This is a genomic window from Streptomyces cellostaticus, assembly GCF_001513965.1.
Classification (GTDB): domain Bacteria; phylum Actinomycetota; class Actinomycetes; order Streptomycetales; family Streptomycetaceae; genus Streptomyces; species Streptomyces cellostaticus.
This window is the reverse complement of record NZ_KQ948022.1, coordinates 144458-170685: the sequence shown is the minus strand read 5'-3', so window position 1 is coordinate 170685 and position 26228 is coordinate 144458. Positions and strand designations below refer to the sequence as shown.

Here is a 26228-nt window from a genome sequence, read left to right as displayed (position 1 = left end):
CCAGGTACATATCCCCTCCTTGCCGGAGATAGAGGACTATGACACGCATCAGGTGGTTCGCCGCGGAAGGAGCCGGACTGACGGTCCGGTTTTCAGCGCTGACGGACCGCTTCCCGGCACGCTCACCGGCGAGTTGACCCGGCTCCTCTTCGACGGCGAGGACCAGGAGCACATCCACGCGAGGTGGCGCGATCTCATCGCGCAGGAGACGTTCCGCCACCGCCCCGGACTGGGCTCCGCCGAACGTGCCGCCCTCTCCTACGAGTGGCTGCGCATGGTGAACGAAACCGCCCAAGGGGGCGTGCAACTGGCGGACGACCCGGGGCTGTTGGCAGGCCTGCACGAGTGGGCGGCGATCGTGGACGGCGGCGGGGGCCTGTGCACGGTGGCGAGCATCCACTACAACCTCTTCCTGGGCAGCCTGCTCGACCACGAGGGCGCCGGGAGCCGGGACCTGTCCGACTTCGCCACCCTGCGGCGTACCGGCACGTTCCTGTGCACCGAACTGGAGCACGGCAACGACGCCTCGGCCCTGGAGACGACCGCCGAACTGGACCCGGTCACCGGCGGGTTCGTGCTGAACACCCCGCACGCGGGCGCCCAGAAGTTCATGCCGAACACCAGCATGACCGGCGGGCCCAAAAGCGCCGTAGTGGCGGCCCGGCTCCTCGTCGACGGCCGGGACGAGGGCGTCTTCCTGTTCCTGACACCGCTGAGCGACGAGCGGGGCCTGCTGCCGGGGGTACGGGTCCGGCGACTCCCCCTGCGCACCGGCGCCCCGGTGGACCACTGCCTCACCGCGTTCGAGCACGTGCTGCTGCCGCGCGACGCCCTGCTGGAGTCCGCCCACGGCCGCCTCGACGCCGCCGGCCGCCTCCACAGCAGCCTCGGCAACCGGCGCAAGCGGTTCCTGCAGTCCATCGGCCGGGTCACGATGGGCAAGCTGTGCATGAGCGGTGCCGCCGTCGGCGCGACCCGGGCCGCACTCGCCATAGCCGTCCGCTACGGCGACCAACGGCAGGTCAGCGGGCCCAGGGCGGGCGAGCGCATCCCGGTCAACGCCCACCGCTCGCACCACGGCCGGCTCCTGAAAGGCCTCGCCACGGCCTATGCCATGACCTTCCTGCACCGCTCGGTGCTCGCCCGGTGGACCGAGCAGCACGCCGGTGGGGACGCCGGGCAGCGGGCCGAGACCGAGCGTCTGATCGCCGTCGCCAAGAGCTGGATCACCTGGCAGGCACGGGACATCACCATCGAGTGCCGGGAACGCTGCGGCGCGCAGGGCCTGTTCGCCGTCAACGGCCTGTCCGAGTTCCCGCAGTACGTAGAGGGCACCATCACCGCCGAGGGCGACAACCTGGTCATCTGGGTGAAGGCCGCAGCGGAGATGCTCTTCGAACACCAGCCGCCCCGGACGACCCCCGGTTCCCCGGGCGGGGTGGCGCAGTTGACGGATCCGCGGTATGCGCGCGGGCTGCTGGCCGGGGCCGAGGTCATCTGGCAGGACCGGGCGCGCGCGGCGCTGCGGCGGGGGCCGTCCGGGGATCCGGTGGAACGGTGGAACGGCGCCTCCTCCGCCGCCCTGGAGATGGTGTCGGTGCACGCGAGGCTGCGAGCGGCCGACGCCTTCCTGGACGCGGCCGCCCGCGCGGCGGACCCCGAGGCCCGCGCGCTTCTGGAGAAGCTCTGCCTGCTGTTCCTGCTGGAGCAGATCGGCGAGCACACCGGCGATCTGATGGCCGACGGCCTCCTGTCCGGCGAGCAGGTGCGCGCCCTGCCCCAGCTCCTGGACGACGTGCTGCGCGACCTCGCCCCGCACATGACGGACCTGGTCGAGGCGTTCGACCTGCCCGCCGCCTACCTCGACGGGATCCCGCTGGCCAACTCCGGCCAGGTCTCGCTCGCGGACTACGCCATTGCGGCCGAGTAGCCAGGCGGCTACGGGTATGCGCAGCAGACGGGGCTGGAGTCGCTCGCCACAGGCACGTCGGGGACGGGGCCGCCGCCGGAGCCTCCGCTGACGAACACGGCGTTCGCCCAGCCGTACCCGCACCTGACCGGCCGAGGTGCGGACGGACTTGCCCGGGGCGGCGGTCACGGCGAAGTCGGTCACGGCCGGGGAGTGTTGCCCTGTCGGTGCTTTGACGAGCCGGGCGGCTGTACCGAACGACCGCGCCGGCCACTCACTTCGGCCGACGTCTCAGCCCGCCCGGGCCATGGCGAGTTGTCGCCGTTGCCGCGCTCGTCGGCCCATGACACGTTCGGACGGCCCCGGCCGAGCGGGCCGGGGCGCCAGTGGGAGGAGTTGACGATGGCACGAGGCGGCAGACACATCGGGCGCACGGGGCCGGCCACCGCGCTCACCGTGACGGCGGCACTGATCGCCGCGGCCGCGGCGGGGCCCTGCGCGGCCGCGGCGGGCGGTCCGCGCGTCACCACGGCCGCGCAGGTGAAGGCGGGCACGCTCGCCGAGCCCACCCCCGAGGAGCAGGAACACCTCAGGGAAGTGGCCGGTGCGATCTGGCCCCCGGAACTGGCGGCCGGCTGGAACATGAACGCCGACGTGGCCGACGTTCTGTCGACCGCCACCGGGGAGATCCTCAAGTGCAGCGAGGCGTTCGCCCTCGTCCCACGCCCGCCGGGGTTCCTGCCGGGCATGGGCTACCTGGTCGGCTACTGGAAGAACCTGCGCGACTATTTCCTGGTCGTGAAGGAGAACCGGACCTACCGCGCCTGCGTGGTGACCGCGGCGGCCAACTACCGCTCACCCATCGAAATAGCCTCCATGGGCATCTGATCCCGGGGCCGGGTCAGCGCCCCGCGAGGTCGTCGATCCGGGACTGGAGGCGGTTGCCCTGATCGGCCATCAGTCCGGGTTCACGCAGGGTGTTGGTGAGGACCGACATGCCCTGGTAGGCCGCGACCAGTTCGACGGCGAGGGCGCGGGCGTCGGGCCGGCCCAGCTCGGTGAACTGCCGCTCGACCCAGTCGAGCAGGGTCCGCATGACCTTGGCGGCGGCCTGGTCCAGGCCGTCGTCGCGCTTGTCGAGTTCGGTGGCCAGCGTGCCGAAGGGGCAGCCGAAGCGGGCCGCGGTCTCGCGCTGCTCCACCCAGCCGGCGATCAGCGCCTTCAGCCGGGCGGCCGCGTCGGGGACTGCGTCCAGCCGGGCGGTGAGCGTGGTGAGCTGGTCGCAGTGGGCGTCCACGGCGGCCTCGACCAGCTGGTCCTTGGTCTTGAAGTAGTAGTAGACGTTGCCGAGGGGGACGTCGCCGGCCCGGGCGACGTCCGCGAGGGTGGTCTTCTCCACGCCCTGCTGATGGAAGACCTGGACGGCGGCTGCGACCAGGCGTTCACGCTTGCCGCCCCGGCGGGAGCGGGCGGCGGCTCCGGCCGTCGCGCCGGATTCTGAGTCAGTCACCTGACTAAGCATAGACAAGACCGCAGGGGAGGACTAACGTCGTGACTCAGTTAGTCAACTAACTGAGACGAGAGGGCAGCTGTCATGATCGTGGTAACGGGTGGTACGGGGAACGTCGGGCGGGCGCTGGTCGCGAAGCTGGCACAGGAGGGCGAGGCCGTGACTGCCGTGGCACGGCGCATCACCCCCGAGGACGTCCCGTCGGGGGTGCGGGCCGTCGCCGCCGACCTGGGACAACCGGCCGGCCTCGCGCCCGCACTGGAAGGGGCCACGGCACTGTTCCTGCTGGTGGCCGGTGACGATCCGGAAGGAATCCTGAAGCAGGCCGCCGCAGCCGGCGTGTCGAAGGTGGTCCTGCTGTCCACGCAGGGCGTGGGCACCCGGCCGCACGGCTACGCGCACGCCGCCGGGTTCGAGGCGGCCCTGGCCGCGTCGGGACTGGCCTTCACCGTGCTGCGCTCGGGCGGCATGGCCTCCAACGCGTTCGCCTGGGCCGAGTCCATCCGGCTCCACCGCACGGCGGCAGCGCCCTTCGCCGACGTCGCCCTGCCGTTCGTCGACCCGGACGACGTCGCCGCGGTCGCCGCCGCCGTGCTGCGCGGGGACGGACACGACGGTGTCACCTACACGTTGACCGGCCCGGAGGCCACCACTCCCCGGCAGCGGGCCGCCGCCCTCGCACACGCGCTGGCCGATCCGGTGACCTTCGTGGAACAGAGCCGTGAGGAGGCCCGCGCGCAGTTGGCGCGGTTCATGCCGAGCGCCGTGGTGGAGGGAACCCTCTCCATCCTCGGCGAGCCGACCGCCGAGGAACAGTCCGTCAGCGCGGACGTGGAGCGGATCCTGGGCCGCCCCGCATCCCCCTTCGCAGCCTGGGCGGCCCGCAACGCCCCGGCATTCCGCTGACGCCGAACGGCCGGTTCACCACCACGAGGAGGCACAGGCCTTCGTCTCCCGATCTCGTCACGGGATCTCCTGCTCGGCCCAGATGATCTTTCCTTCGGCCGTGTAGCGGGCACCCCAGCGGTGGGAGAGCTGGGCCACCAGGAACAGGCCGCGGCCGCCCTCGTCCGTGCTGCGGGCGTGCCTCAGGCGCGGGGCGGTACTGCTGGCGTCGGCGACCTCGCAGGTCAGACGGGTGTCGCGGAGCAGCCGTAGCCGGATGGGCGGTTCGGCGTAGCGGATGGCGTTGGTGACCAGTTCGCTGACGATGAGTTCCGTCGTCATGGTCAGTTCCCCAAGGCCCCAGTCCACAACCTGGCGGGTGGCCTCGGCTCTGGCGTGGGCGACGGCGGCCGGGTCGGCGGGCACGTCCCACGAGGCGACCTGGTCCGCCCGCAGGGCGTGGGTGCGCGCCAGCAGAAGGGCGATGTCGTCGGGCTGCGGCACCGGCACCAACTGCTCGACGGCGGAGGTGCACAAGGTGGCGAGGTCGGTTCCGGTCCGGGTCAGCACCTCGCCCAGCCGGGACATGCCCGTCTCGACGTCGTGGTCGATTCCCTCGATCAGGCCGTCGGTGTAGAGACCGATGAGGCTGTTCTCGGCCAGCTCGATCTCGGCGACCTCGAAGGCCATGCCGCCCAGCCCGAGCGGGGGTCCAGCCGGAATCTCGGGGAAGCGGGCGTATCCGTCCGGTCCGACGACGACGGGCGGCGGGTGTCCGGCCCGGGCCATCGTGCACCGCCGGGTGACCGGGTCGTAGACGGCGTACAGGCAGGTCGCGCCGATGAAGGTCGCCGTACTGGTGGCGGCCGCGCCGCGATCGCTCTCCTCGTCGCTCAGCCGCAGCACGAGGTCGTCGAGGTGGGCGAGCAGGTCGTCGGGGGGCATCTCCAGGTCGGCGAGGGTCTGCACGGCCGTACGCAGCCGGCCCATGCTCGCCGCCGCGGAGATGCCGTGGCCCACCACGTCCCCGACGACGAGTCCCACGCGGGCGCCGGACAGCGGGATCACGTCGAACCAGTCGCCGCCGACTCCGCCGGTCGCGTCGGCCGGCAGGTAGGAGGAGGCCACCTCCAGCGCCGTTCCGCCGGTCAGGGCGTGCGGCAGCAGGCTGCGCTGGAGGGTGACCGCCGCGGTGTGTTCCCGGGTGTACCGGCGGGCGTTGTCGACGCACACCGCCGCGCGTGCCACCAGCTCGTGGGCGAGCAGGACGTCGTCGGGCCCGAACGAGACCGGGTTGAGCGAGCGGGCGAACGTCGTCAGGCCCAGCACCGTGTTGCGCGCCCGCATCGGCACGGAGATGAGGGAGTGGAGACCGAACTCACGGATGCGGGCCGCCCGTACGGGCTGTTCGGTCGCCCAGGTGTCGTCGGACGGGTCGAGGACCGCGATGAGGACCGGATCGCCGCTGATGAGCAGGTTCACGTCGCTGACCGGAGGGAGGAAGTCCACCTCGTCGCCGATCTGGGCCACCGCCTCGGGGCAGCCCGCGCGTGCCGACTGCATGCCCGCGCGGCGCATCGTCGGACGCGCGGGAGCCGGTCCCGCATCGCTCAGCCATGCCCCGTGCCCCTCCGTGCTGAGCACATGCTCCAGGAGGTCGACGACGACGAAGTCCGCGAAGCGGGGGACCGCGAAGTCGGCCAGTTCCTGAGCCGTCCGCATCACGTCGAGGGTCCTGCCGACGCTGGTGCCGGCTTCGTTGACCAGCGACAGGAGCTTACGGGCGGTCCACCGCTCGGTGACGTCCTGGACCATGTAGCAGACCCCGGCGACGGTGTCGGCGCCGTCCACCAGAGGGAAGAACGAGGTGGAGTAGGCGTGCTGGCGGTGCGGATCGGCCCAGCTCCATCCGAGGTACTCGTGGTCGGTCACCGGCTCGCGCGTCGCCAGCACCTTGCGCATCAGACCCTCGATGGTCTCCGCCTGCAGGCCCGGCAGCAGCTCGCTCAGCCGACGCCCCAGCCGCTGTTCCCGGGGCACACCGCCGAACCGTTCCAGCGTGTCGTTCAGCCATACATAGCGCAGTTCCAGATCCATCACGGCCATGCCGACCGGTGCACGGGTCAGGAACCCGTCCAGGACGGACTGGCCCACCGTCCACTGCCGCCGCTGCTCCCGCGCCGAGAGCAGAAAGCACTCCTTCTCGCCGATGGGGAAGGAGGCCGAGACCCGGAGGTCGATGTCGATGCGGCGGCCGTCCTGGTGCCGTACGGGGATGAGACCGTTCCATCCCATCCCGGCGCGGCACCGCTGCGCGATGCCGGCGGCGCGTACCGGATCCTCGGGCATGGCCAGCAGACGCGCGGCGGAGCGCCCGACGACGTCCGAGGCGGAGTGCCCGAGCAGGGCCTCGGCGGCCCGGGTCCAGCCGACCACGACACCGTCCGCCGCGAGCACCGCCGTCGCGTCGGTGGACGCGTCGAAGAGATCACCCGCCCCCATGGAGGTGGAGGCGCCGAAACCCTTTCGCCCAGATTCCATCCCGTTCCATCCTCTGTCTCCACCATGTTCCTGCTTGTCCGCCCGATGTGCACGGGCCGGGCCGCACAGTGTGCCGGGGCCGGAGCGCTGGGGTTGGGCCAGGCGGAGCACCGGGGGCAGCATGGAGGTACCGCTCATGAGCGCTCGGGCGCGGCCGTACCGGCACGGCCGGCCGACCGGCCGGTGGAGGTGGATCTGCGATGGCAGGGGATTCCTTCCGCGCCGACGGCGACGAGTACAGCCCCGAGCGGCCCCGGCCGACCGGCCTGCTGGACATGCTCAGCGTGGCCGCGGTGGCGCTGGACACCAACGGGCGCATCGTCTTCTGGACCCCGCAGGCCGAGGAACTGTTCGGCTACACCGCGGAGGACGTCCTCGGCCAGTACGCGGCGCGGCTGCTCATCCGTCCCGAGCACCTGCAGGCCGTGGTGAGCCTGTTCACCGAGGTGCTGGAGACCGGCCGGGGCTGGGCCGGCGCCTTCCCGGTCCGGCACAAGGACGGCAGCAGCCGCCTGACGGAGTTCCGCACCATGCGGCTGCTGGACGATCTGGGCGACGTCTACGCGCTGGGCATCGCGGCCGACCACACCCTGCTCCAGCGCGTCGAGACCGACCTGGCCCTGTGCGAGCGGCTGATCAACCAGTCCCCCATCGGTCTGGCCCTCCTGGACCCCGACCTGCGGTACCTCCTGGTCAATCCGGCGCTGGAGCGGATCGACGGCATTCCCGCCGAGGACCACATCGGCCGTCACCTGCGGGAGACGCTGCCCTTCCCCGACGTGGAAACCGTGGAGTCCGCGCTGCGTCAGGTGCTCGCCACCGGCACGCCCCTCCTCGACCAGTACCACGTGGGCCGTCCCCCGGCCGACCCCGACCACGAGCACGCCTGGTCGCTGTCCTTCTACCGTCTGGAGGACCCCGGCGGGCGGGTGCTGGGCGCGGCCACCTCCGTCGTCGACGTCACCGAGCGGCACCGCGCGGCCGCCGAGGCCGACCGGGCCCGGCGCCGCCTGGCCCTCGTCGCCGATGCCTCCGCCCGCGTCGGCACCACACTGGAGGTGGAGCAGACCGCGCACGAACTGGCCGACATCTGCACGCCCGTGCTCGCGGACGTGGTCGCGGTGGACGTCCTCGACTCCGCGCTGGCCCTGCGCCGCGTCAGCCGGCCGGAAAACGGCCCGGAGCTGTTCCGCGCGCTCGCCCTCAAGGCGGCCCACCCGACCGTGGCGCTGCGCGCCGCCGATCCGCCCGGCGACCTCGCCGCCTACGACGGCGACCGTCTGGTCACCCTGTGCGTCCACACCGGCCGGCCGGTCCTCGTCCGCCATGTCGGCGCTCAGGATCTGCCGCGCATCGCACGCAACGCCGAGGCCGGCGCACTTCTGGCCCGCGCCGGCGTCCACTCCTATCTCGCCGTGCCGCTGATCGCCCACGGCGAGGTGCTCGGCGCCCTCGACCTCAAACGCACCCGCAACCCGGTGCCCTTCGACGAGGACGACGTGGTCCTGGCCGGCGAGCTGGCCAGCCGCGCCGCCGTGGCCATCGACAACGCCCGCTGGTTCCAGAGCGTGCGCAACACCGCCCTCACGCTCCAGCGCAGCCTGCTGCCCGACCACTCGCCGCACCACACGGGCCTCGAACTCGCCTCCCGCTACCAGCCCGCACAGGCCACCAGCGAAGTCGGCGGCGACTGGTACGACGTCATCCCGCTCGCCGACGACAAGACCGCCCTGGTGGTGGGCGACGTCATGGGCAACGGCATCGACGCGGCCGCCACCATGGGCCGGCTGCGCACCGCCACCTGTGCCTACGCGGACCTGGACCTCGCCCCCGGCGCGGTGCTCCAGCATCTCGACAAGATCACCTGCGATCTGGAGCACTACATCGTCACCTGCCTCTACGCGGTCTACGACCCCCGCACGCGACAGTGCACCCTCGCCAACGCGGGACACATGCCGCCCGCGCTCGCGCGGCCCGGTCAGCCGCCCTGCTTCCTGGATCTGCCCACCGCAGCGCCGCTCGGTGTCGGCGGCATCCCGTTCGAGGCCGACACGGTCGAGCTGCGCACCGGCGACCTGCTGGTCTTCTACACCGACGGTCTCGTGGAGACCCGGCAGCACCCCATCGACGACCGCTTGAACGTCCTCCTCGGGTTCCTCGACGACCCCGGCCGCCCGCTCGAGGAGACCTGCGACCTGCTGCTGTACGGCCTGCGTCATCCCGACGACCACGACGACGTGGCCCTGCTCGTCGCCCGCGCCCTGTAGGCCCAGGGCCTCGCCATCCGCTTGGTGAGGGCCGCCGGTCGGTGCGACGCTGGGTGGAGAGGTGTCCGAGGAGCGGAATCCAGGAGGGCCGATGGGACGGGATGTCCCGGCGCTCGTCTTCACCCGCGAGGACCGCCGCCGGTACCGGATCAAGATGCAGGAGTGCCTCGATGCGTTCGCGCAGATGCTGCGCGAGTCGCAGTTCGAGTCCGAACGGCCTCAGGTCGGCCTGGAGATCGAGCTGAATCTGGTCGACGACGAGGCCGAGCCGGCGATGCGCAACAGCGATGTGCTCGAGGCGATCGCGGATCCCGCCTGGTCCACGGAACTGGGCCGGTTCAACCTCGAGATCAACGTCCCGCCCCGGCGGCTGACGGCGGGCGGTCCCGACGCCTGGGAGTCCGAGATCCGCTCGGCGCTGAACCACGCGGACGAGCGGGCCAGGTCGGTGGGCGCGCGGCTGGTCATGATCGGCATTCTGCCCACCCTGCGGCAGGAGGACATCGGCGAGGAGACGCTGTCGGAGAATCCGCGCTACCGGCTGCTCAACGACCAGGTCTTCGCGGCCCGGGGCGAGGATCTGCGGATCGAGGTGGACGGTGTCGACCGGCTGCGGACCTACGCGGACACGATCACTCCGGAGGCCGCCTGCACCAGCACCCAGTTCCACCTTCAGGTCTCCCCGGACACCTTCGCCGCCTACTGGAACGCGGCGCAGGCCATCGCCGGGGTCCAGGTCGCGCTGTCGGCCAACTCGCCGTTCCTGTTCGGCAAGGAGCTGTGGCACGAGACCCGTATCCCGCTGTTCGAGCAGGCGACCGACACCCGCCCCGAAGAGATCAAAATACAGGGGGTACGGCCCCGGGTGTGGTTCGGCGAGCGATGGATCAACAGCGTCTTCGACCTCTTCGAGGAGAACCTGCGCTACTTCCCGGCCCTGCTGCCCCTGTGCGACGCGCAGGACCCGGCGGAGACGCTGGACCGCGGGGACATCCCCGAACTCTCCGAACTCACCCTGCACAACGGCACGATCTACCGCTGGAACCGGCCGGTGTATGCCATCTCCCACGACAGACCGCACGTCCGGGTGGAGAACCGGGTGCTGCCCGCCGGCCCGACCGTCGCGGACACCCTCGCGGGCGGCGCCTTCTACTACGGGCTCACCCGCGCCCTGGTGGAGGAGGACCGGCCGGTGTGGTCGCGGATGTCCTTCGCCGCGGCCGAGGAGAACCTCCACACGGCGGCGCGGCACGGCATCGAGGCGGCGTTGTACTGGCCCGGCATGGGCGAGGTGCCGGTGCCCGAACTGGTCCTGCGGCGGCTGCTGCCCCTGGCGCACCGCGGCCTTGAGCACTCCGGCATGGACGCGGCCTGGCGGGAGCCGCTGCTCGGCATCATCGAGCAGCGCTGTGTCACCGCGCGCAACGGGGCCGTGTGGCAGAAGGAGATGGTCCACCGCCTGGAGTCCGCCTCCCGGGCCGGCCGGCACGAGTCCCTGCGGCGGATGACGCAGCTGTACATCGACTACATGCACCTCAACGCGCCGGTGCACACCTGGCCGGTCGACTGACCGCCGATTCCCGGATGCCGAACGGGACGATCACCGGGTAGGCTCCCCGGACATTTGCCGGGGGAACAGCAGAGGTGGGGGCATGGTCGACGCCGCGTCCAAGGAGGGGAGACCGGGGGTCCAGGCAGTCGCGGCGGTGGTGGCCTTCGCGGGGTTGCTGGGAGTCCTGTGGGCGCAGGAGCAATGGCAGGGCTCCTCGGACCGGGGACCGGCCACCTGCTCCAACGACGATCACCAGCCCGCCGGCAAGCACGTGTCCGCGGCGCGGCTGTGTACGGCACTGAACCGGTCGGACCTGCCCGCGCTCCTCGGGACACCGCGGGAACAGGCCGAGACCGCCTACGGGTCCGAGAGCTCGGTCAAGGACGCCGACGGCACGGAGACCCCCTCGCCGCAGGCGGAGGTCTCGATGAAGACGTACTCCGTGAAGCTGTGGGCGTCGGACGACGAGCTGCGGGTCGCCGAGATGTCCGGACTCCTCGGCAGGTCCGCGGAGCCGAGGACGGTCCTCGGTCACCCGGCCGTCCTCTACTCGGACCACACCATCGCCCTCAAGTTCAGCCTCGGCGGCGGCAAGGTCGACACCGGCACGGGTGGCATCGCCCGTCATCTGCTGGTCGCCAGGGACGCCAAGGACGGGGGCGGCTCGTTCGAGGTCGCCCTCTGGCGCCAGGACGACGTACCGCCCGACGACACAGCGCTGCTCCGCGTCGCCGAGCGGGTGCTGCCGACGGTCCCCGGATGGGCATAGCGTTCTGCCATGCGTGTCGACTATTCCCCCCAGTCCCTGGACCCGAGATCGTTCTACCAGCTGCTCACCGCCGTGGTCGTGCCCCGGCCGATCGCGTGGGTCTCGACCCTCACCGCGGACGGCAGGACGGCGAACCTGGCCCCGCACTCGTTCTTCACCGTGGCCTGCACGGCTCCGCCCATCGTGCAGTTCACCTCTGTCGGCCGGAAGGACTCGCTGCGCAACGTCGAGGAGACAGGGGAGTTCGTCGTCAACTTCGCTCCCGAGCCGCTCTTCGCGGAGATCAACGCGACCGCGACCGACTTTCCCCGGCACGAGGGCGAGTTCGACGCGGTCGGCATCGCACGCGAGCCGTCGCTGCGGGTGAAGCCGCCGCGGGTGGCCGCCTCTCCGGTCGCGCTCGAGTGCACGCTGCACTCGACGCTGCTGCTCGGCAACTCGACGGTGGTGTTCGGCCAGGTCGTGCACGCGGCCGTCAGTGAGGACGTCCTGGTGGACGGCCGGCCGGACATCCAACTGCTGCGCCCCCTGGCCCGGTTGGGCGGGAACGAGTGGAGCACGGTCGGGGAGGTGCGCGAGGCGGCGCGCATACCGTACCGGGAGCGGCCGGCCGGCTGAGGGCGGGCGGGTACGCCCCGCCGCTCAGCCCTCGGCCAGTACGAGGGCGAGCGGGATGCCGTGGCACGGCACCAGGCGCAGGCCGCCGTGCTCGGCAGGCGTGGCCTCGGCGAGCAGTTCGCCGAAGTCGGGGCCCTTGGTGAGGGAGCCGGCCAGGTGGGCCGGGTCGGACGAGGCGGCGACCCGGCCGCGGGCGTTCACCAGGTGGGCGGGGCGGGGAAGTCGCCGCTGCAAGGGGAGTATGGCCGCTTCGAAGTGCCGCAGGTACACGTCGGCGGCGGCGACCCCGGCGAAACGCCCCTCGATCTCGACCGGCGCGGACAGGGTGAGGCTGTACTCGTCGGAGCAGAGATAGTCCACATACGGTCCGGCCACGGCACGGCGCCCGGTGTCGCGGGGCAGGCCGAACCAGTCCCAGTGCGTGTAGTCCGAGTACGCCGAGTGGCCGGGGTCGAGGTCGAGCAGCAGGGGGCGTACGAACAGCTCCCGGCCGACCTGCTCGACGCCTCCGCCGACCTCGGCGCGAAGGCCCGGCGCACCTTCCGCTCGGTGGTGCTCCCGATGGTTGTGCCGTCCGTGGCCGCCGGCTCGGTCTTCACCTTCTCGCTCAGCCTCGGCGACTACATCACCGTGCAGATCGTCGGCGGCAAGTCCCAGCTCATCGGCAACCTCGTGTACTCCAACATCGAACTCAACCTGCCCATGGCCGCCGCGCTCGGCACCGTCCCGGTGGTCGTGATCGTCCTGTACCTGCTGGCGATCCGCCGCACGGGCGCCCTGACCAGCCTGACTGGTGGTCCGTGGCCGTCGACAACTCCGGTGCGCGGGACGCGCTGTGGGTGTCCGTGAAGGCGGGCCTGGGCGCCACCGCGATCGCGCTCGTCCTCGGCACGCTCATCGCGTTCGCGGTGGCCCGGCACCGCTTCTTCGGCCGCGACACGGTGTCCTTCGTCGTGGTCCTGCCGATCGCGCTGCCCGGCATCGTCACGGGCATCGCGCTCAACTCGGCCTTCGGTACGGTCCTGGCGCCGCTCGGCGTGGGCCTCGGACTGTTCACCGTGATCGTCGGCCACGCCACCTTCTGCATCGTCGTGGTCTTCAACAACGTCGTGGCCCGGCTGCGCCGTACGGCCGCCTCGTACGAGGAGGCGGCGATGGACCTCGGCGCGACCACCTTCCGTGCCTTCGCGGACGTCACCTTCCCGCTGGTCCGCTCCGCGTTGCCGGCCGGCGCCCTGCTCGCCTTCGCGCTGTCCTTCGACGAGATCGTGGTGACGACCTTCACCGCGGGACCCGGCATCGAGACCCTCCCCATCTGAATCTTCGACAACATGACCCGGCCCCAGCAGGCCCCCGTGGTGAACGTCGTGGCCGCCGTGCTCGTCCTGCTGTCGGTCGTGCCGATCTACGTCGCCCAGCGGCTGTCGGCGGACACGGCCACATCGAGCCGGGTGTGAGCCGGGATCATGACGTAAGTCCGACAAAGAGCGATGAGTCGGCACAGTATCGACATGGTGTCCAATAAATGCCTCGCGCGCTCTGCTCAATCAATAGCTGTACGGCCACATAACATGCACAACCGACTTGCGTCACGGGAACGTTAGGACTGCTCTGCGTTGCGGGCGTTGCCCCATGTCAGTGATAGCATCCCGGCGTCTGCGACCTTGGTTCACTCGGCTCGGACGTCGTATTGAGAGGCGCGGTTCTCAACTCGACGGCGGCCGATTCGTTCCGAGCGGTTGTGCCACGGATTCCCCCCGAGATCCGTCTGCCGACGACTGCAGGCTATACAGAGGAAAGGTTTCCATGACTCAAGACGCACTCGTTTGGTGCCTGGTTGCGGCGACTGCGGTCGCCGTTGCCGCGGCCCTGGTGCTCCGTCGCCGCAACAAGGCCATGGCGGCGAAGAAGCAGCAGGCCGAGGCCGCTCTCACGCAGAGAGTGAGCGAGGCTGACAGCCAACTGACTGCCTTAAGAGCCCAGTTGCAGCAGCACCAGGCCGAGCACGCCAAGACCATCCAAGAAGCCGAAGAGGCGGCGGAAGAAAGCACCAAGGCCGTCCTCAAGGGCTCCGCACGCTTTCTGCAGAGCCTCGCTGCGGAACAGTTGGCGCTGCTTGAAGAAATCCAGCGCAAGTACGGCGGCCATTCCGTTCTGGGTGATCTACTGGAAGTCAGTCACGCCAATGCACAGATGGCCCGCAAAGCGCAGGGCATTGCCGTCATGTGTGGTGCACCGCTGGGCCGTCGCAATAGGCCGGCGAGCGTTTATGACGTGGTGCGCAGCGCGCAGGGTCAGATTCGCAACTTCCGGCGTGTCGAAATCATGCAGCAAACCGGTTTTGCTTTGAAGGCGTCCGCCGTTTCTCCGGTCGCTCTCGCGGTCGCCGAGCTTCTCGACAACGCTGCGAGTTTCTCTCAGCAGGGTTCGCCCATCGAAGTCACTTTCCAGCGCGTGCAGAAGAACCTGTGCATCGTCATCGACGACGCCGGTGTCGGTATGAACGACGAGGACCGGCAGAAGGCGTCCGCCCTGCTCTCCGGTGACTACCACCCCCGGCTTTCCCACCTCGGAAACCAGCCCAAGTTCGGCTTCCCCGTCATCGGCCTGCTTGCGCAGCAGTACGGATTCCGGGTGGACGTGACCGGTGTTTCCCGTTACGGCGGCGTACGGGCGGTCGTCCTGCTGCCGGAAGAGCTGTGGACCGAGGAGCAGACGGCACCTGTCGAGGACACCCAGGTCAGCGGCATCCGGGGCGCCGTCGGCCGGACGGAGCCGGTGGCTCGTACCGCGCACGGCCTGCCGAGGCGAGGGGCGCGCCAGGTGCCCATCGCCAGTGTCCCCGACCAGGACCCCACGGCGCCGCCCGCCGGGGCTCCGGAGGAAGCCGGCCGCGCCGCGGGCCGCAGCCTGGGAGCCTTCCAGCGCGGCACGCTCTCGGGCCGGGGCCTCGCCTCGGCGCCGTCCGAAGGGTCCGATGACGCATGACCACAGACCTGTCGTGGATGCTCGAGGACATCGTGCAGAACGTGCCGAAGGCACGCCATGCCGTCCTGCTGTCCGCGGACGGCCTTCCCCGCGGTGCGACCGACGGCATGGCCCAGAAGGACGTGCGGACGATCTCCGCCGCCATGGCGGGCATGCAGTCGCTCAGCCGGGCGACCTCCCACTTCGCCGGGCCGGGTGAGAACAGGCAGTGGAACCAGACGATCATCGAGTTCTCACACGGCTGGATCTTCCTGATCGGGGCCGGCCAGGGCGCCTATCTGGCCGCGGCCGCGGCGCCCGACGTCGACATGCAGCAGATCTCCTTCCGTATGCACCGGCTCGTCGCCCGGCTCGGCAACAACCTCACCTCGCCGCCCAGGGTGACCGCGGAGGCCGCGGACGGGCAGGCGGACCGGGCCGGGGGGCAGGGCGATGCGGCGGGCGGCACGGGGATCCGGATCACCGATCTCGACGAGGTGGTCGGTAAGGTGCAAGGCGCCCGCCACGCCGTCCTGTTGGGCTCCGACGGCCTGCCCCGCGGCGCCACCTCGGGCATGAGCCAGGACCTGGCGGACACCATCTCGGCGGCCATGACGGGGATTCACGCCTACAGTCGTGCCACGTCGCAGTTCGCCGGTGTGGGCCAGGACGCGCAATGGCGGCAGACGGTGATCGAGTTCCAGCACGGATGGATCTTCCTGATCTCCGCGGGCCGCGGCGCGTTCCTGGCCGCGGCGGCCGAACACGACGCGGATATCGAGGAGTTCACCACCCGCCTGCATCAGGTGGTGCCCCAGCTGGGCGCTTATACGGCAGCGCGCGGGGAGGCGAGCCGCACGTGAATGACGAGCCGGAACAGGAACTGGAGCTGACCTCCGCATTAGTCCCGCTCTTCGTGATCACGAACGGGCGTTCGCTGCCACCGGACAATGCCTACGAGCGCACGACCCTGGTGTCCGCGCAAGAGGGTGCCTCCGCTTCGGCTCGCACGCTTTCCCCGGAGGCGCGTCAGGTTCTGGAGCTGGTCGCGGACGGCTTTCTGTCGGTCGCCGAAGTGGCCGCGCACACGCATCTGCCCCTGGGGATCGTCCGGATTCTCCTGGCGCAGATGGAAGAAAGCGGTCTCATCATCGCGAGGAAGCCCGTTCCCCGCGCCGAACGCGTTGATCGAGAAGTGCTCAACGCCGTACTCGACGGCCTCAAAGCCCGATTCGGAGCGTGATTCGTGTACCTGGATTCAGGTGTCCTCACCGCGGTGAAGATCCTCGTGGTGGGGCACTTCGGGGTCGGGAAGACCACATGCATCGGCAGCATCTCCGAGATCGAGCCCCTGCGGACCGAAGAGGAGATCACCGAAGCCAGCGTGGGATTTGACGATCTGTCGGGGACTCCGGACAAGACCACCACGACGGTCGCGATGGACTTCGGCCGCCTGACCATCAGCGACGAGCTGGTGCTGTACCTCTTCGGCACGCCCGGTCAGGAGCGCTTCAAGGAGATGTGGGAGGAGCTGTCCCGGGGGGCGCTGGGCGCGCTGGTCCTCGTCGACCCCGAGCGGCTGTCCGACTCCTTCCCGGTCCTGGACCTGGTCGAGCGGTTCGGGCTGACGTATGCCATCGGCGTCAACCACTTCGACGGCACGACCGACTACCCGCTCGCGGAGATCCGTGAGGCGCTGAACCTGTCCGACCGAACACCCGTCGTCGTCTGCGACGTCCGGGACCAGTCGTCGTCGGCGCAGGCCCTCATCACCCTCGTCCGCCACCTACTGTCCCTTCTCGACTAGGAGCCACCCCCACATGCAGCAGCGTCCCCCCGGCATACAAGGACCCCCGCCCGGCTGCCCTGCGCACGGCAACCTCCCGCTCTACGGCCCCCAGTTCGGCTCCGATCCCGACGGCCACTACGCACACCTGCGCAGCCTCGGCCCGAGTGCGCCGGTCGACATCGCCCCCGGGGTGGAGGTCGAGCTGGTCACCAGCTACGACGCCGCCCTGTACATCCTGCAGAACCCCGCTTCGTTCGTCAGGGACTCGCGGCGCTGGAAGGCGCTGAACGAGGGACGCGTCCCCGAGGACAGCCCGGCCCTGCCCATGATGGGGTACCGGCCCAACGCACTGTTCAGCGACGGAGCGGCACACGCCCGGCTGCGCCAGGCCGTCACCGACAGCCTGTCCACCGTCAACGAGCTCCAGCTGGTGCGCCAGACCCAGCAGTCCGCCGACTACCTGATCAGCCGGTTCAGTTCCGACCGCCTCGGCCAGGCCGAGCTGATGGCCGATTACGCGCAGCCGCTGCCGCTGCTGGTCTTCAGCGACCTGTTCGGGTGCCCGCCCGAGATCGGTGACCGTGTCATCGTCGGGATCAGCGGCATCTTCGACGGGACAGCCGGCGCCGACCAGGTGCTGGGTGAAGCGCTTGCCGAACTGATCGCGCTCAAGCGGCGGCGGCCCGGACCCGACCTGACGACCCGTCTGATGGAGCACTCGGCGGGGCTGACCGACGAGGAGATGCTGCACCAGCTCGTGACGCTGCTGTCCGGCGGCACCGCGCCCCTGTCGGCGGCGATCGGCACCGGCAGCGCCCTGATGCTCGGCGACGACTGGCAGGCCGGCCTGCCGGTGGAGGACGCGATCACCCAGGTCCTGTGGAACTACGCGCCGATCGCCAACTACGCCGCCCACTACCCCACCCACGACGTGGAGCTGGGGGGCCGGGTACTCCGGGCGAACGACCCGGTGGTCATCTCCTTCGCGGGCGCCAACACCGATCCCCGGCTTGCGGAGCACCGCGAGCAGCTCAGCGCCAAGGCCCACCTGGCCTTCGGGGCCGGGCCGCACGCCTGCCCCGCCAAGGACCCTGCGTTCGTGATCGCCGTCACGGCCGTCGAGACCCTCCTCAACCGGCTGCCGGACATCGAAGTCCGGGTGCCGTTCAAGGACTTGAGCTGGGTGCCGGCGCCCTGGAGCCGCTCCCTGGTGGCCGTGCCGGTCCGGTTCACGCCCCGCACCGTGACGCCGACGCCCGCTCAGGCGCCGCAGCCGCAGGTCGCCGTACCCACCCCGCACCGTGTCCCGAGCCCCGCGCCGCAGCCGGCGGCGACGGCCGCGTCCAGGCCCAAGCCGGGCTTGTTCAGCCGGTTCCTGGCATGGACCAGAGGAGAGTGACGCAGGCAACTCCTTATTGAACAGCCATCTTGTATGTACGCGTCAACGGGAGGGTATGCATGGCGGCTGATGCCTAGATCAAGAAAGGGCTTTCGTGGAGACTGCGATATCCCCGCCCGACGACAGGCGCTTTGCCGTCTCGCTCCTCTCCCGTCTGCGTACGCCGAAGGGCCAGGCCAACCCGTTTCCGATCTACGCGGAGCTTCGATCGAGGGGTGACGTCATCGCGGCTCCCTGGGGAGGGCACCTCGTCACGGGGTTCAACCTGTGTGACCAGGTGCTGCGCAGCCGCGACTGGCTGGAGCCCGACGCACGCTGGCGTGAGCAGCACAAAGACGCCAGACGCTGGACGGCGCCCTCCGCACGGGAGATGAGCAGGACACTGCCCGCGCTCAATCCCCCGGAGCACACCTGGGTGCGCCGTTCCGCAGGCATGTTCGACCGCAGTTCCCTGGAGCAGATCCGGGGAACGGTGGACCGGTTCACGAGCCGGATCCTCGACACTTTCACCGAGCAACTGCGAGACGGCGAGGCGGACTTCAACGCCCTGGTGAGCGAGGAACTGCCGGTCGCCGCCATCGGGCACTGGCTCGGGCTGCCGACCGCCGACCTCCCCCGGCTGCGCGAGCTGACCCACGACCAGGTGTTCACCCAGGAGTTACTGCCCTCCCCCAGTCAACTGGCCTTGTCCGACAGGGCCACGGCGGAGTTGCGGACCTACTTCATGGACCTGGTGCGTGAGCGGCGCGCGCATCCGGGCGAGGATCCGGTGTCGCGCTGGATCACGGTCTGGGACACCATGGAAAGCGATCGCGGCCGGGCGGACGAAGCGGTCTACTTCCTCGCCCTGTTCGTGCTGCTGGCCGCACTGGAGACCACGTCCACGCTGCTGTCGACCATGACCCTCCTGCTCCTCGAACACCCCCGGCAGTGGCAGCGGCTCACCGTCCACCCCGAACTCGTGCCCGCCGCCGTGGAAGAATCGTTGCGCTACGACCCGCCCACACATGTGATCAGCCGTGTCTCCACCCAGGACTGCATCCTGGGCGGGACCGAGGTCGCCAAGGACGAGATGGTCCACCTCCTGGTGGGCGCGGCCCATCGCGACCCGGCCAGGCACGAGGATCCCGAGTTGTTCAGCCTGCACCGCAAACCCGCACATCTCGCCTTCGGCGGGGGCATCCACTACTGCCTCGGCGCACCCCTGGCCCGCATGGAGGCCCAGACCCTGCTCCATCAGCTGGTGAGACGTTTCCCCCGGCTCACCCTCGTACGCCGGCCGTCGTGGGCACCGCGTGTGGCCTTCCGGCGCCTGCTGAATCTGGACGTCGCCCTCTCATGACCGACATGATCGACACCTCCCCCCACTTCCCGTTCAAGGCGCTCGCCGCAGAACAGGACGGACCGGTCCTGCGGGTCCGGTTCAACCCTTCGGCGCAGGACAGCACGCTCACCGTCGCCGCCCTCGATGATCTCGCCGACCTGCTCCACAGCCTCCATGACCGCCCCGACATCCGGGTCCTGCTCCTGACGGCCGACGGTGACGACTTCTGTCTCGGCGCCGACCGGGGCGAGTACCGGGCTGCGCTGGCCGAGGACCCGAGCGGGGCCGCCCTGCGCCGGCTCGCGGACAAGGCGTACCGCGTGTGCGACGCGCTGGAGAACACGCACGCGGTCACCGTCGCCAGGCTCCACGGCAAGGTGATCGGGGCCGGCCTCGCGCTCGCCTCCTTCTGCGACCTGCGCGCGGGGGCCGACACCTGCCGGTTCCGCATGCCCGAGGTGGGGGTCGGCCTGCCTCCCGCGTGGGGCGGCGGCATGGGCCGCCTGATCGTCGAGGGCGGGGCCGCGAGGATCCGCGAACTCATGCTCACCTGTGAGACCTTCGACGCGGTCACCGCGCACCGCATAGGCCTCCTGCACAAGGTCGCGCCCCTCGGTGAACTGGACGCGGCGATCAGCGCGTGGGTCAGACCGCTCGTCCGCCGCTCGCCCGAAGCCCTCACGCTCACCAAGCGCATGTTCGCGGGCTACTCGCGGGCCGCCCGCACCTCCGACGTCGCCCTGCTCGACGCGCATCTGCTGACCGCACAGCTCAAGTGACGCCTGGCCCGCCAACTGCACGCGTCTTGGCGGGCATTCGGGCACATGGTAGCTTCGCGCGATGTCCAAGATCGAGATTGACGCGGTGACGGCCGAGTTCTTCGGTGCCTTCGACAACCGTGACGGCAAGGCCGCCGACGTGGAGCGCCTCCGCCGGCTCGTTCTCCCCGGTGGGGTGATCGTCATGACCGGCCCGGATTTCACGGTCTACACCGTGGAGGAGTTCATCGAGCCCCGTCGGCGCATGCTCGCCGACGGCCGGCTCGTCGCGTTCTCCGAATGGGAGACCTCCGAACGCACGCAGATCGTGGGCGACATCGCGTCACGCGTTGCCGAGTACCGCAAGTCCGGGATCCTGAACGGTGAGCCGTTCGAGGGCGGCGGGACCAAGACCATCCAGTTCGTCCGCACTCCGGACGGCTGGCGCATCTCGGCGCTCGCCTGGTACGACGGGCCCTGATCGAGGCCAGGGCGGCGGCGTCAGCCGTTCGGGCCGAGGATGAGGCACGTCGTGGTGGCGTGGGCGATGAGCTTGCCCTGCTCGTCCAGGACCTTGCCCTCGGCGGTCGCGGTACGGCGGCCGGCGTGGATGACGGTGCCTTCGGCGGTGAGGGTCTGCCCGTCGGTGCGGGCTGCGCGGATGTAGTTGACCTTGAGTTCCAGCGTGGTGTAGCCGACTCCGGCGGGCAGGGTGGTGTGGACCGCGCAGCCCATGGCGGAGTCGAGCAGCGTCGCGGCGATGCCGCCGTGGACCGTGCCGAGGGGGTTGGCGAAGTCGGGGCGGGTGTCGAGGGAGACGACGATGCGGCCGTGGTCGACTTCGTCGAAGCGCATGCCGAGCAGTCGGCCGATGGAGGGGATGTCCGTAGGGCGTTCCTTCTGGACCCAGCGCATGAGCTCCAGCCCGGAGAGTGCGGCGAAGTCGGTGGTGGACATGTGCGTTCCTTGCTGTCGTGCCGGTGAGAGAGCCCGGGCCGTGGGGCGCGGGGCGGAGCTGTCGGCCGGGGAGGGCCGCGGCGCGGCCGGGCCGGGCGGAGCCGGTGGCCGTGCGCGCTCGGGTCAGCCGAGCGGGTCGGCCGTGTCGCGCAGCAGGGCCAGGACGGGGGCGTACATGCGGGCCTTGATGGTGCCCAGGGTCGCGCCGGCCCGGGCTGCCTGGGCGGCGGCGAGTTCGACGGCCGTGGCGCGTACGGCGTCCTCGTCGACGGCGCGGTCCACGATGGCGGCGCCGAGCGCGTCGTGGCCGCCGTAGCGGCGGGCGGTGGTCATGGCCTCGTGGGCGACCTGCGGGGTCAGCCGGCTCTGGATCAGCGCGGACATGGCCGGCGAGAACGGGATGTTGATGTCCGCCTCCGGCAGGCACCAGAAACCACGGTCGGCACGCATCACGCGGACGTCGTGAGCCAGCGAGAACATCCCGCCCGCGGCGAAGGTGTGCCCCTGGAGTGCGGCCACCGTGGGCACCGGCAGGGACAGCAGCCGCGCGAAGAGCGCGTGCACCGAGACGACGTACTCCTGGTGCCGGTCGGCGTGGGCGAGGAGCCAGTCGAGGTCCAGGCCGTTGGAGTAGAACTTCCCGGTCGCCACGGTGACCAGCGCCCGGTGCCCGTCCGCCTTCTCCACCTGGTCCAGGGCCTCGTCGACGGAGGCGATCCAGTCGGGGTGGAAGCGGTTCTCCCCCGCCCCGAGGTCGAGCACGAAGACACTTTCCTGACGGTCCAGCGTGGGCATGGTGACTCCTTCGGGTGAGGCGGGGCGGGAGCGCACGACGGCGTGGCGCCGGGCGGGCTTCAAGAAGGGCGGAGCATCACGACCGGGAGGCGTCCCCGGCCTCGGCCGCCGGCTCGGAGCGGCCGGGCAGGGCGTGGACCAGCAGGTCGTGGATCTCGACGGCGGCCGCGTCCAGGGGGGCGAGGCTTCGTTCGGCCCGGCACATCACCACCGCGCCCTCGACGGCGCCGATGATGAACGCCGCGAGCCGTCGGCCTCGCGGCTGGGGCAGGCCGCCTGCCACGAGCAGGTCGCAGAGGGTCTCCTGCCAGCGGACGAAGACCGTGGCCGCCGAGTCCGCCCAGCGGGGCCCCTCCTCGTCGGCCGCCACCGCCGCGGCCACGATCGGGCACCCCGCCCGGAAACCGCTGCCGGCCAGCCGGTCCCGCCACAGGGCGAAGAAGGCGTCGATCGCCGCCACCGGATCACCGGCGCGCGCCGCGGCGGCGATCCGGGTCGCCATGACGTCCCCGGCGAAGACCACCGCCTCGTCGATCAGCTGGGCCCGCCCGTCGGGGAAGTGGTGGTACACCGAGCCGCGCGGGGCACCGCTGTGGGCGAGCACCCGGTCGATGCTCGTCGCACCGGCTCCCTGTTCCCCCAGCAGCACCGCGGCGCTGCTGATCATCCGCTCCCGGCTGTCGCTCTTGCGCGGGCTCATCCCTCGACCACCCGGCACCTTCCCGTGGGGCTCGTACGTCTCCTGCCCGAGCGGGGGAGGCGGCGTACCGGTGATTACCGGTGGGTAATCTATGCTCTATGGCATAGAACATGCAAGGGGCGGGCCGTGCGCCGGTGGCACGGCCCGCCCCGGCCGAAGACGGGCGGTTCTCAGGCGGTCAGCGCCGCTTCGGTCAGTGCACCTTGTTCAGCTTCTCCAGGGCCTTGGCGAGGCCGTTGGCCCACAGTTGGTTGACGCGGGCGCGTTCGGCCGCGTTCGGGTAGCGGTTGGTGCAGGACGGGCCGGGGCCGCCGCCCGACATCAGCTCGCTGCACGGACCGCTGTAGTGGTCCGGCAGCCCCAGCACATGGCCGGTCTCGTGCGCGGCGACGCGGATCGAGTCGTACTCCTGGTTCTGCGCGTAGTCGAGGAAGATGTAGCCGTTGCCGTGTCCGTCCGTGGAGGCGTAGGACCCCTCGGGGTCGTTGCCCTCGTAGTAGGCGAAGTCGGCGCCGCCCGAGGCCGCCCGCAGCTTGACGTTCGAGACGGAGCTGTTCCAGATCGACGCGGCGCTCGCTATCTGCGAGCGGAAGCTCGGCGCCTGGGAGGCGTCGTAGGAGACGGTCACCGACCGCAGGCCCGGGTGTGCCGCCTGCTTCTTGGCGACCGAGGTGAGCACGGCCTCGAAGAACGCCTTGTTGTTCGCCGTCTCTTCGGCCGAGCCCGTGTACCGGGCGTGCGGCGCGGCGGTGGGACCGGGGGTCTGGGCGCTCGCCGGGATCGCGGTGCCCAGCGCCGCGAGCGCCAGGCCCAGGCCGAGCGCCAGGGTTCTCCCGGAGGCCTTCACGGACATGGAGGACGTACGGATCGACGTCATGTGGGGGGCTCCTACTCGTTCGTGTGGGGTGATGAACGATGAGTTGCCCTGAGTCTCGGCCCGCGCACCGGCCGAGCGGATGATGCCAACTGGGGATAGCCCAGGGCTATCGATGCCAACACTCGTGTTTCTGTTGGCGTTTGAACATCTGGCGTCTCATCAGACACCGCCCTTACGCTCCGGGCATGGAGCTCGAGGTGAGGCACTTGCGCGTTCTCTGCGCCATCGCCGACGCCGGCAGTCTGCACAAGGCGGCGCGTGAACTCGGCATGGCCCAGCCCTCGTTGAGCACCCAGCTGCGCCGTATCGAGCAGACACTCGGCGGCCGGCTCTTCACCCGCGGCCGTACGGGCAGCCGCCCCACGCCGCTGGGTCACATCGTGGTGAGCCGCGCCCGCCCGCTCGTCGCGGAACTCGCCGCGATCGTCGCCGAGACGAGGGTGGCCGCCGCCCGGGCCGCGGGCGGTCCCCGGCTGCGTGTCGGCGCCACCGCCAGCCGGGCGCTGCCGGGCTGGCTGCGCCGGCTGCGCTCCCGGGTGCCGTCGGCCGAGCCCACCCTCCAGATGGACGTGTCCGCGAACTCCCTGCTCTGCATGGTCGCCGAGGGCCGGCTCGACCTGGCCTTCGTGCACGAGGTCGAGGGCAGTCCACTGCGCATCCCGGCCGGGCTGTGCGTGCGGGTTCTGGTGGAACGCGAACCGCAGTTCGTCACCCTGGCCGCCGACCACCCCGCGGCCGCGCAGGCCGAGGTGCGCCTGGCCGACCTCGCCCACGACCGCTGGATGATCGACTCCACGGTCGACGGCGAATGGGACGGTCTGTGCCGCGTGCTGCGCGAGGCCGGGATCGAACCCGACCTGCTGCACGGCGACTACCTCACCGCCTACTCCCTGGCCGCCATCGGCGAGGTGGTCACGGTGAGCCAGCCGACCGCGCGCCCCCGCCCCGACCTCGCCATCCGGCCCCTCAAGGGCGACCCGATAGGGGTACGGCTGCTGCTCGCGGCCCGGACGGCCGCCGAACTCGACAACGGCTCCTCGGAGTTGGAGGAGGCCTACTGGGAGGTGGCCCGCCAGGCGCCGGCGTATCAGGAGTGGCTGGAGCGCAGGGCGACCGGGCGACCGGCGCAGGCGCTTCGTGTGGTGGGGGCCTGAGGAAGCGGGTCCTGGCCCACCGGTGCGTCACCGCGGCTTTTTTCACGCCACACCGCCCCAAATAATCCATTCGTATACTTATCGGCCCTACTGTGCCAGGTGTCGTGACTACCGCAGGGGGCGCACAACGCGTTCGGCGACGGCGCGGGTTGGGATGCCGATGAGTGGAATCACCCGCAGGGACGTGGCACGCCTCGGCCTCGGCGCCGGTCTCGGCGTCGCGGCGGCTTCGCTGACCGGGTGCGGAGCGCTCGAGGGGCTGGGCGGCCCTCCGGCGGACCGGGAGCCGCCACGGATCATCGGAGACGGTTCGACGTCGTACACCGGTGCGCAGCCGCATCAGCCGCCCTCCCCCACGCCGCTCGACCCGGGAGAGGGTCCACCGCAGTTCGTGGTCTTCTCCTGGGACGGCGCCGGCGAGGTGGGCAACGGCCTGTTCCCGCGGTTCCTGGAGCTCGCGCGTGCGCACGACGCGCACATGACCTTCTTCCTCTCCGGTCTCTACCTGCTGCCGGAGGAGAAGAAGCGGCTGTACCGGCCGCCGGAGAACCCGGTCGGCGCCTCCGACATCGGCTATCTCACCGACGAGCACATCAAGGAGACGCTGAAGTACATCGGTCAGGCATGGCTCGACGGACACGAGATCGGCACCCACTTCAACGGGCACTTCTGCGCCGGCCCGGGATCCGTGGCCCACTGGAGTCCGGAGCAGTGGGCCGCGGAGATCGAACAGGTCCGGTCGTTCGTCAAGTCATGGCGCACCCACACCGGTTGGCACGATCACCCCTCCCTGCCCTTCGACTACGACCGGGAACTGGTGGGCGGCCGCACACCGTGCCTGCTCGGGCAGCGGAACCTGCTGCCCGCCGTCCGCGAGCTGGGCTGGCGCTACGACGCGTCCTCGCCGGGCGGAGCGCAGCGCTGGCCGCGCAGAAGGGAAGGCGTCTGGGACCTGCCGCTGCAGAGCATCCCCTTCCCGGGACACCGGTTCGAGGTGCTGTCCATGGACTACAACATGCTGGCCAACCAGTCGGGGCGCTCGACGCGGGCCCCCTCCTACAACCACCCGGCCTGGCGTGTGCAGGCGACGGAGTCGTACCTGGCCGGGTTCGAGCGTGCGTACGAGACGAACCGGGCCCCGCTCTTCATCGGCAACCACTTCGAGGAGTGGAACGGCGGCATCTACATGGACGCCGCGGAGGAGGCCCTCCGGCGGATCGCCTACTGGAAGGACGTACGACTCGTCTCCTTCCGGCAGTTCGTCGACTGGCTCGACGCCCAGGACCCCGCGGTCCTCGCGAAGCTGCGCAGCCTGAACGTGGGCGGGAAGCCGGAGGGCGGCTGGTCCGCCTTCCTGCGCCCCGCGAAGGCACGGTCGGGTACGTGATCCGGCGCTCTGTACAACCCTCGGGCGACGACGGGGGTCTCCTGTGCGGGAACGCGCGTTCCCCCGCAGT

General features: G+C 70.7%; 23 protein-coding genes and 3 pseudogenes. 19 read left to right on the top strand and 7 right to left on the bottom strand.

From position 1 onward, the window contains the following. The first annotated feature begins 133 nt into the window (after positions 1 to 133). Together AQI88_RS17500 and AQI88_RS17495 are read left to right on the top strand one after the other, a co-directional pair. Positions 134 to 1930: an acyl-CoA dehydrogenase family protein gene (locus AQI88_RS17500; RefSeq protein WP_244184187.1), complete on the top strand. Its 1797-nt coding sequence runs from the start codon at positions 134 to 136 to the stop codon at positions 1928 to 1930. Between the two features lie 381 nt (positions 1931 to 2311). Continuing rightward, complete coding sequence (locus tag AQI88_RS17495) at positions 2312 to 2797, top strand: hypothetical protein (protein WP_066999587.1); 486 nt, start codon at positions 2312 to 2314, stop codon at positions 2795 to 2797. Between the two features lie 13 nt (positions 2798 to 2810). Here the strand turns inward: AQI88_RS17495 and AQI88_RS17490 are convergent, their stop codons facing one another. Next, positions 2811 to 3419: a TetR/AcrR family transcriptional regulator gene (locus tag AQI88_RS17490; RefSeq protein ID WP_066999584.1), complete on the bottom strand. Its 609-nt coding sequence runs from the start codon at positions 3417 to 3419 to the stop codon at positions 2811 to 2813. A gap of 84 nt (positions 3420 to 3503) precedes the next feature. On the opposite strand from AQI88_RS17490, the gene AQI88_RS17485 reads away from it, so the two are divergent. Continuing rightward, a complete protein-coding gene (locus tag AQI88_RS17485) occupies positions 3504 to 4325 on the top strand; it encodes an SDR family oxidoreductase (protein WP_066999581.1) in 822 nt (273 codons plus the stop codon). 57 nt (positions 4326 to 4382) lie between these two features. On the opposite strand, the gene AQI88_RS17480 is transcribed toward AQI88_RS17485, so the two are convergent. Beyond that, entirely contained in the window at positions 4383 to 6806 is a 2424-nt protein-coding gene (locus AQI88_RS17480) for a SpoIIE family protein phosphatase (RefSeq protein WP_244184208.1), read from the bottom strand. A 239-nt stretch (positions 6807 to 7045) separates the two neighbouring features. Here AQI88_RS17480 and AQI88_RS17475 point away from each other — a divergent pair, with 239 nt between their 5' ends. The 4 genes from AQI88_RS17475 to AQI88_RS17460 all read left to right on the top strand — a co-directional run bounded on the left by AQI88_RS17475 (position 7046) and on the right by AQI88_RS17460 (position 12051). Next, entirely contained in the window at positions 7046 to 9112 is a 2067-nt protein-coding gene (locus AQI88_RS17475; RefSeq protein ID WP_066999575.1) for a SpoIIE family protein phosphatase, read from the top strand. 91 nt (positions 9113 to 9203) lie between these two features. Next, positions 9204 to 10682 carry a glutamate-cysteine ligase family protein gene (locus AQI88_RS17470; RefSeq protein ID WP_066999572.1) on the top strand — a complete coding sequence of 493 codons (1479 nt, stop codon included), beginning with the start codon at positions 9204 to 9206 and terminating at the stop codon, positions 10680 to 10682. A gap of 82 nt (positions 10683 to 10764) precedes the next feature. Further along, complete coding sequence (locus tag AQI88_RS17465; RefSeq protein ID WP_066999569.1) at positions 10765 to 11433, top strand: DUF6215 domain-containing protein; 669 nt, start codon at positions 10765 to 10767, stop codon at positions 11431 to 11433. Positions 11434 to 11442: 9 nt separating this feature from the next. Then, positions 11443 to 12051, top strand: coding sequence for a flavin reductase family protein (locus tag AQI88_RS17460; RefSeq protein ID WP_066999566.1), 609 nt, complete (start codon positions 11443 to 11445; stop codon positions 12049 to 12051). A gap of 24 nt (positions 12052 to 12075) precedes the next feature. Here the strand turns inward: AQI88_RS17460 and AQI88_RS45075 are convergent. Then, positions 12076 to 12588: pseudogene (locus AQI88_RS45075) on the bottom strand (cache domain-containing protein); the annotation flags it as partial. Between AQI88_RS45075 and AQI88_RS45070 the strand changes: the two are divergent. The 10 genes and pseudogenes from AQI88_RS45070 to AQI88_RS17410 all read left to right on the top strand — a co-directional run. Beyond that, positions 12523 to 12840 (top strand): annotated as a pseudogene (locus AQI88_RS45070) (ABC transporter permease subunit); the annotation flags it as partial. The pseudogenes AQI88_RS45075 and AQI88_RS45070 sit on opposite strands and share 66 nt — an antisense overlap. Positions 12841 to 12842: 2 nt before the next feature. Next, positions 12843 to 13508, top strand: a pseudogene (locus AQI88_RS17450) (ABC transporter permease); the annotation flags it as partial. 349 nt (positions 13509 to 13857) lie between these two features. Then, positions 13858 to 15039 (top strand): ATP-binding protein, encoded by a 1182-nt coding sequence (locus AQI88_RS17445; RefSeq protein WP_066999563.1) that lies wholly within the window; start codon positions 13858 to 13860, stop codon positions 15037 to 15039. Then, positions 15036 to 15881 carry a roadblock/LC7 domain-containing protein gene (locus AQI88_RS17440; protein ID WP_244184185.1) on the top strand — a complete coding sequence of 282 codons (846 nt, stop codon included), beginning with the start codon at positions 15036 to 15038 and terminating at the stop codon, positions 15879 to 15881. The genes AQI88_RS17445 and AQI88_RS17440 overlap by 4 nt, the downstream gene beginning before the upstream one ends. After that, entirely contained in the window at positions 15878 to 16261 is a 384-nt protein-coding gene (locus AQI88_RS17435) for a DUF742 domain-containing protein (protein WP_066999560.1), read from the top strand. Before AQI88_RS17440 ends, AQI88_RS17435 begins: the two co-directional genes overlap by 4 nt. 3 nt (positions 16262 to 16264) lie before the next feature. Then, positions 16265 to 16825 carry a GTP-binding protein gene (locus tag AQI88_RS17430; RefSeq protein ID WP_066999557.1) on the top strand — a complete coding sequence of 187 codons (561 nt, stop codon included), beginning with the start codon at positions 16265 to 16267 and terminating at the stop codon, positions 16823 to 16825. Between the two features lie 13 nt (positions 16826 to 16838). Beyond that, a complete protein-coding gene (locus tag AQI88_RS17425; protein WP_066999554.1) occupies positions 16839 to 18206 on the top strand; it encodes a cytochrome P450 family protein in 1368 nt (455 codons plus the stop codon). A 94-nt stretch (positions 18207 to 18300) separates the two neighbouring features. Beyond that, the gene (locus AQI88_RS17420) at positions 18301 to 19548 is read left to right on the top strand and encodes a cytochrome P450 (RefSeq protein WP_066999551.1); all 1248 of its coding nucleotides are present in this window, start codon (positions 18301 to 18303) and stop codon (positions 19546 to 19548) included. Next, a complete protein-coding gene (locus tag AQI88_RS17415; RefSeq protein WP_066999548.1) occupies positions 19545 to 20309 on the top strand; it encodes an enoyl-CoA hydratase/isomerase family protein in 765 nt (254 codons plus the stop codon). Before AQI88_RS17420 ends, AQI88_RS17415 begins: the two co-directional genes overlap by 4 nt. Positions 20310 to 20370: 61 nt before the next feature. Next, a complete protein-coding gene (locus AQI88_RS17410) occupies positions 20371 to 20769 on the top strand; it encodes a nuclear transport factor 2 family protein (RefSeq protein ID WP_066999545.1) in 399 nt (132 codons plus the stop codon). 20 nt (positions 20770 to 20789) lie between these two features. Here AQI88_RS17410 and AQI88_RS17405 read toward each other — a convergent pair whose 3' ends face one another. The 4 genes from AQI88_RS17405 to snpA form a co-directional block, all read right to left on the bottom strand. After that, positions 20790 to 21245 carry a PaaI family thioesterase gene (locus AQI88_RS17405; protein ID WP_066999541.1) on the bottom strand — a complete coding sequence of 152 codons (456 nt, stop codon included), beginning with the start codon at positions 21243 to 21245 and terminating at the stop codon, positions 20790 to 20792. 123 nt (positions 21246 to 21368) lie between these two features. Then, positions 21369 to 22040 carry an enoyl-CoA hydratase-related protein gene (locus AQI88_RS17400; protein ID WP_066999539.1) on the bottom strand — a complete coding sequence of 224 codons (672 nt, stop codon included), beginning with the start codon at positions 22038 to 22040 and terminating at the stop codon, positions 21369 to 21371. Between the two features lie 76 nt (positions 22041 to 22116). Next, complete coding sequence (locus AQI88_RS17395; protein WP_244184184.1) at positions 22117 to 22740, bottom strand: TetR/AcrR family transcriptional regulator; 624 nt, start codon at positions 22738 to 22740, stop codon at positions 22117 to 22119. Between the two features lie 193 nt (positions 22741 to 22933). Continuing rightward, on the bottom strand, positions 22934 to 23617 hold the full coding sequence (snpA, locus tag AQI88_RS17390) for a snapalysin (RefSeq protein WP_066999536.1): 684 nt from the start codon (positions 23615 to 23617) through the stop codon (positions 22934 to 22936). A 185-nt stretch (positions 23618 to 23802) separates the two neighbouring features. On the opposite strand from snpA, the gene AQI88_RS17385 reads away from it, so the two are divergent. Together AQI88_RS17385 and AQI88_RS17380 are read left to right on the top strand one after the other, a co-directional pair. Next, positions 23803 to 24771, top strand: coding sequence for a LysR family transcriptional regulator (locus tag AQI88_RS17385; RefSeq protein WP_066999533.1), 969 nt, complete (start codon positions 23803 to 23805; stop codon positions 24769 to 24771). 160 nt (positions 24772 to 24931) lie between these two features. Then, complete coding sequence (locus AQI88_RS17380) at positions 24932 to 26158, top strand: polysaccharide deacetylase family protein (RefSeq protein WP_066999530.1); 1227 nt, start codon at positions 24932 to 24934, stop codon at positions 26156 to 26158. Positions 26159 to 26228: the final 70 nt, after the last annotated feature.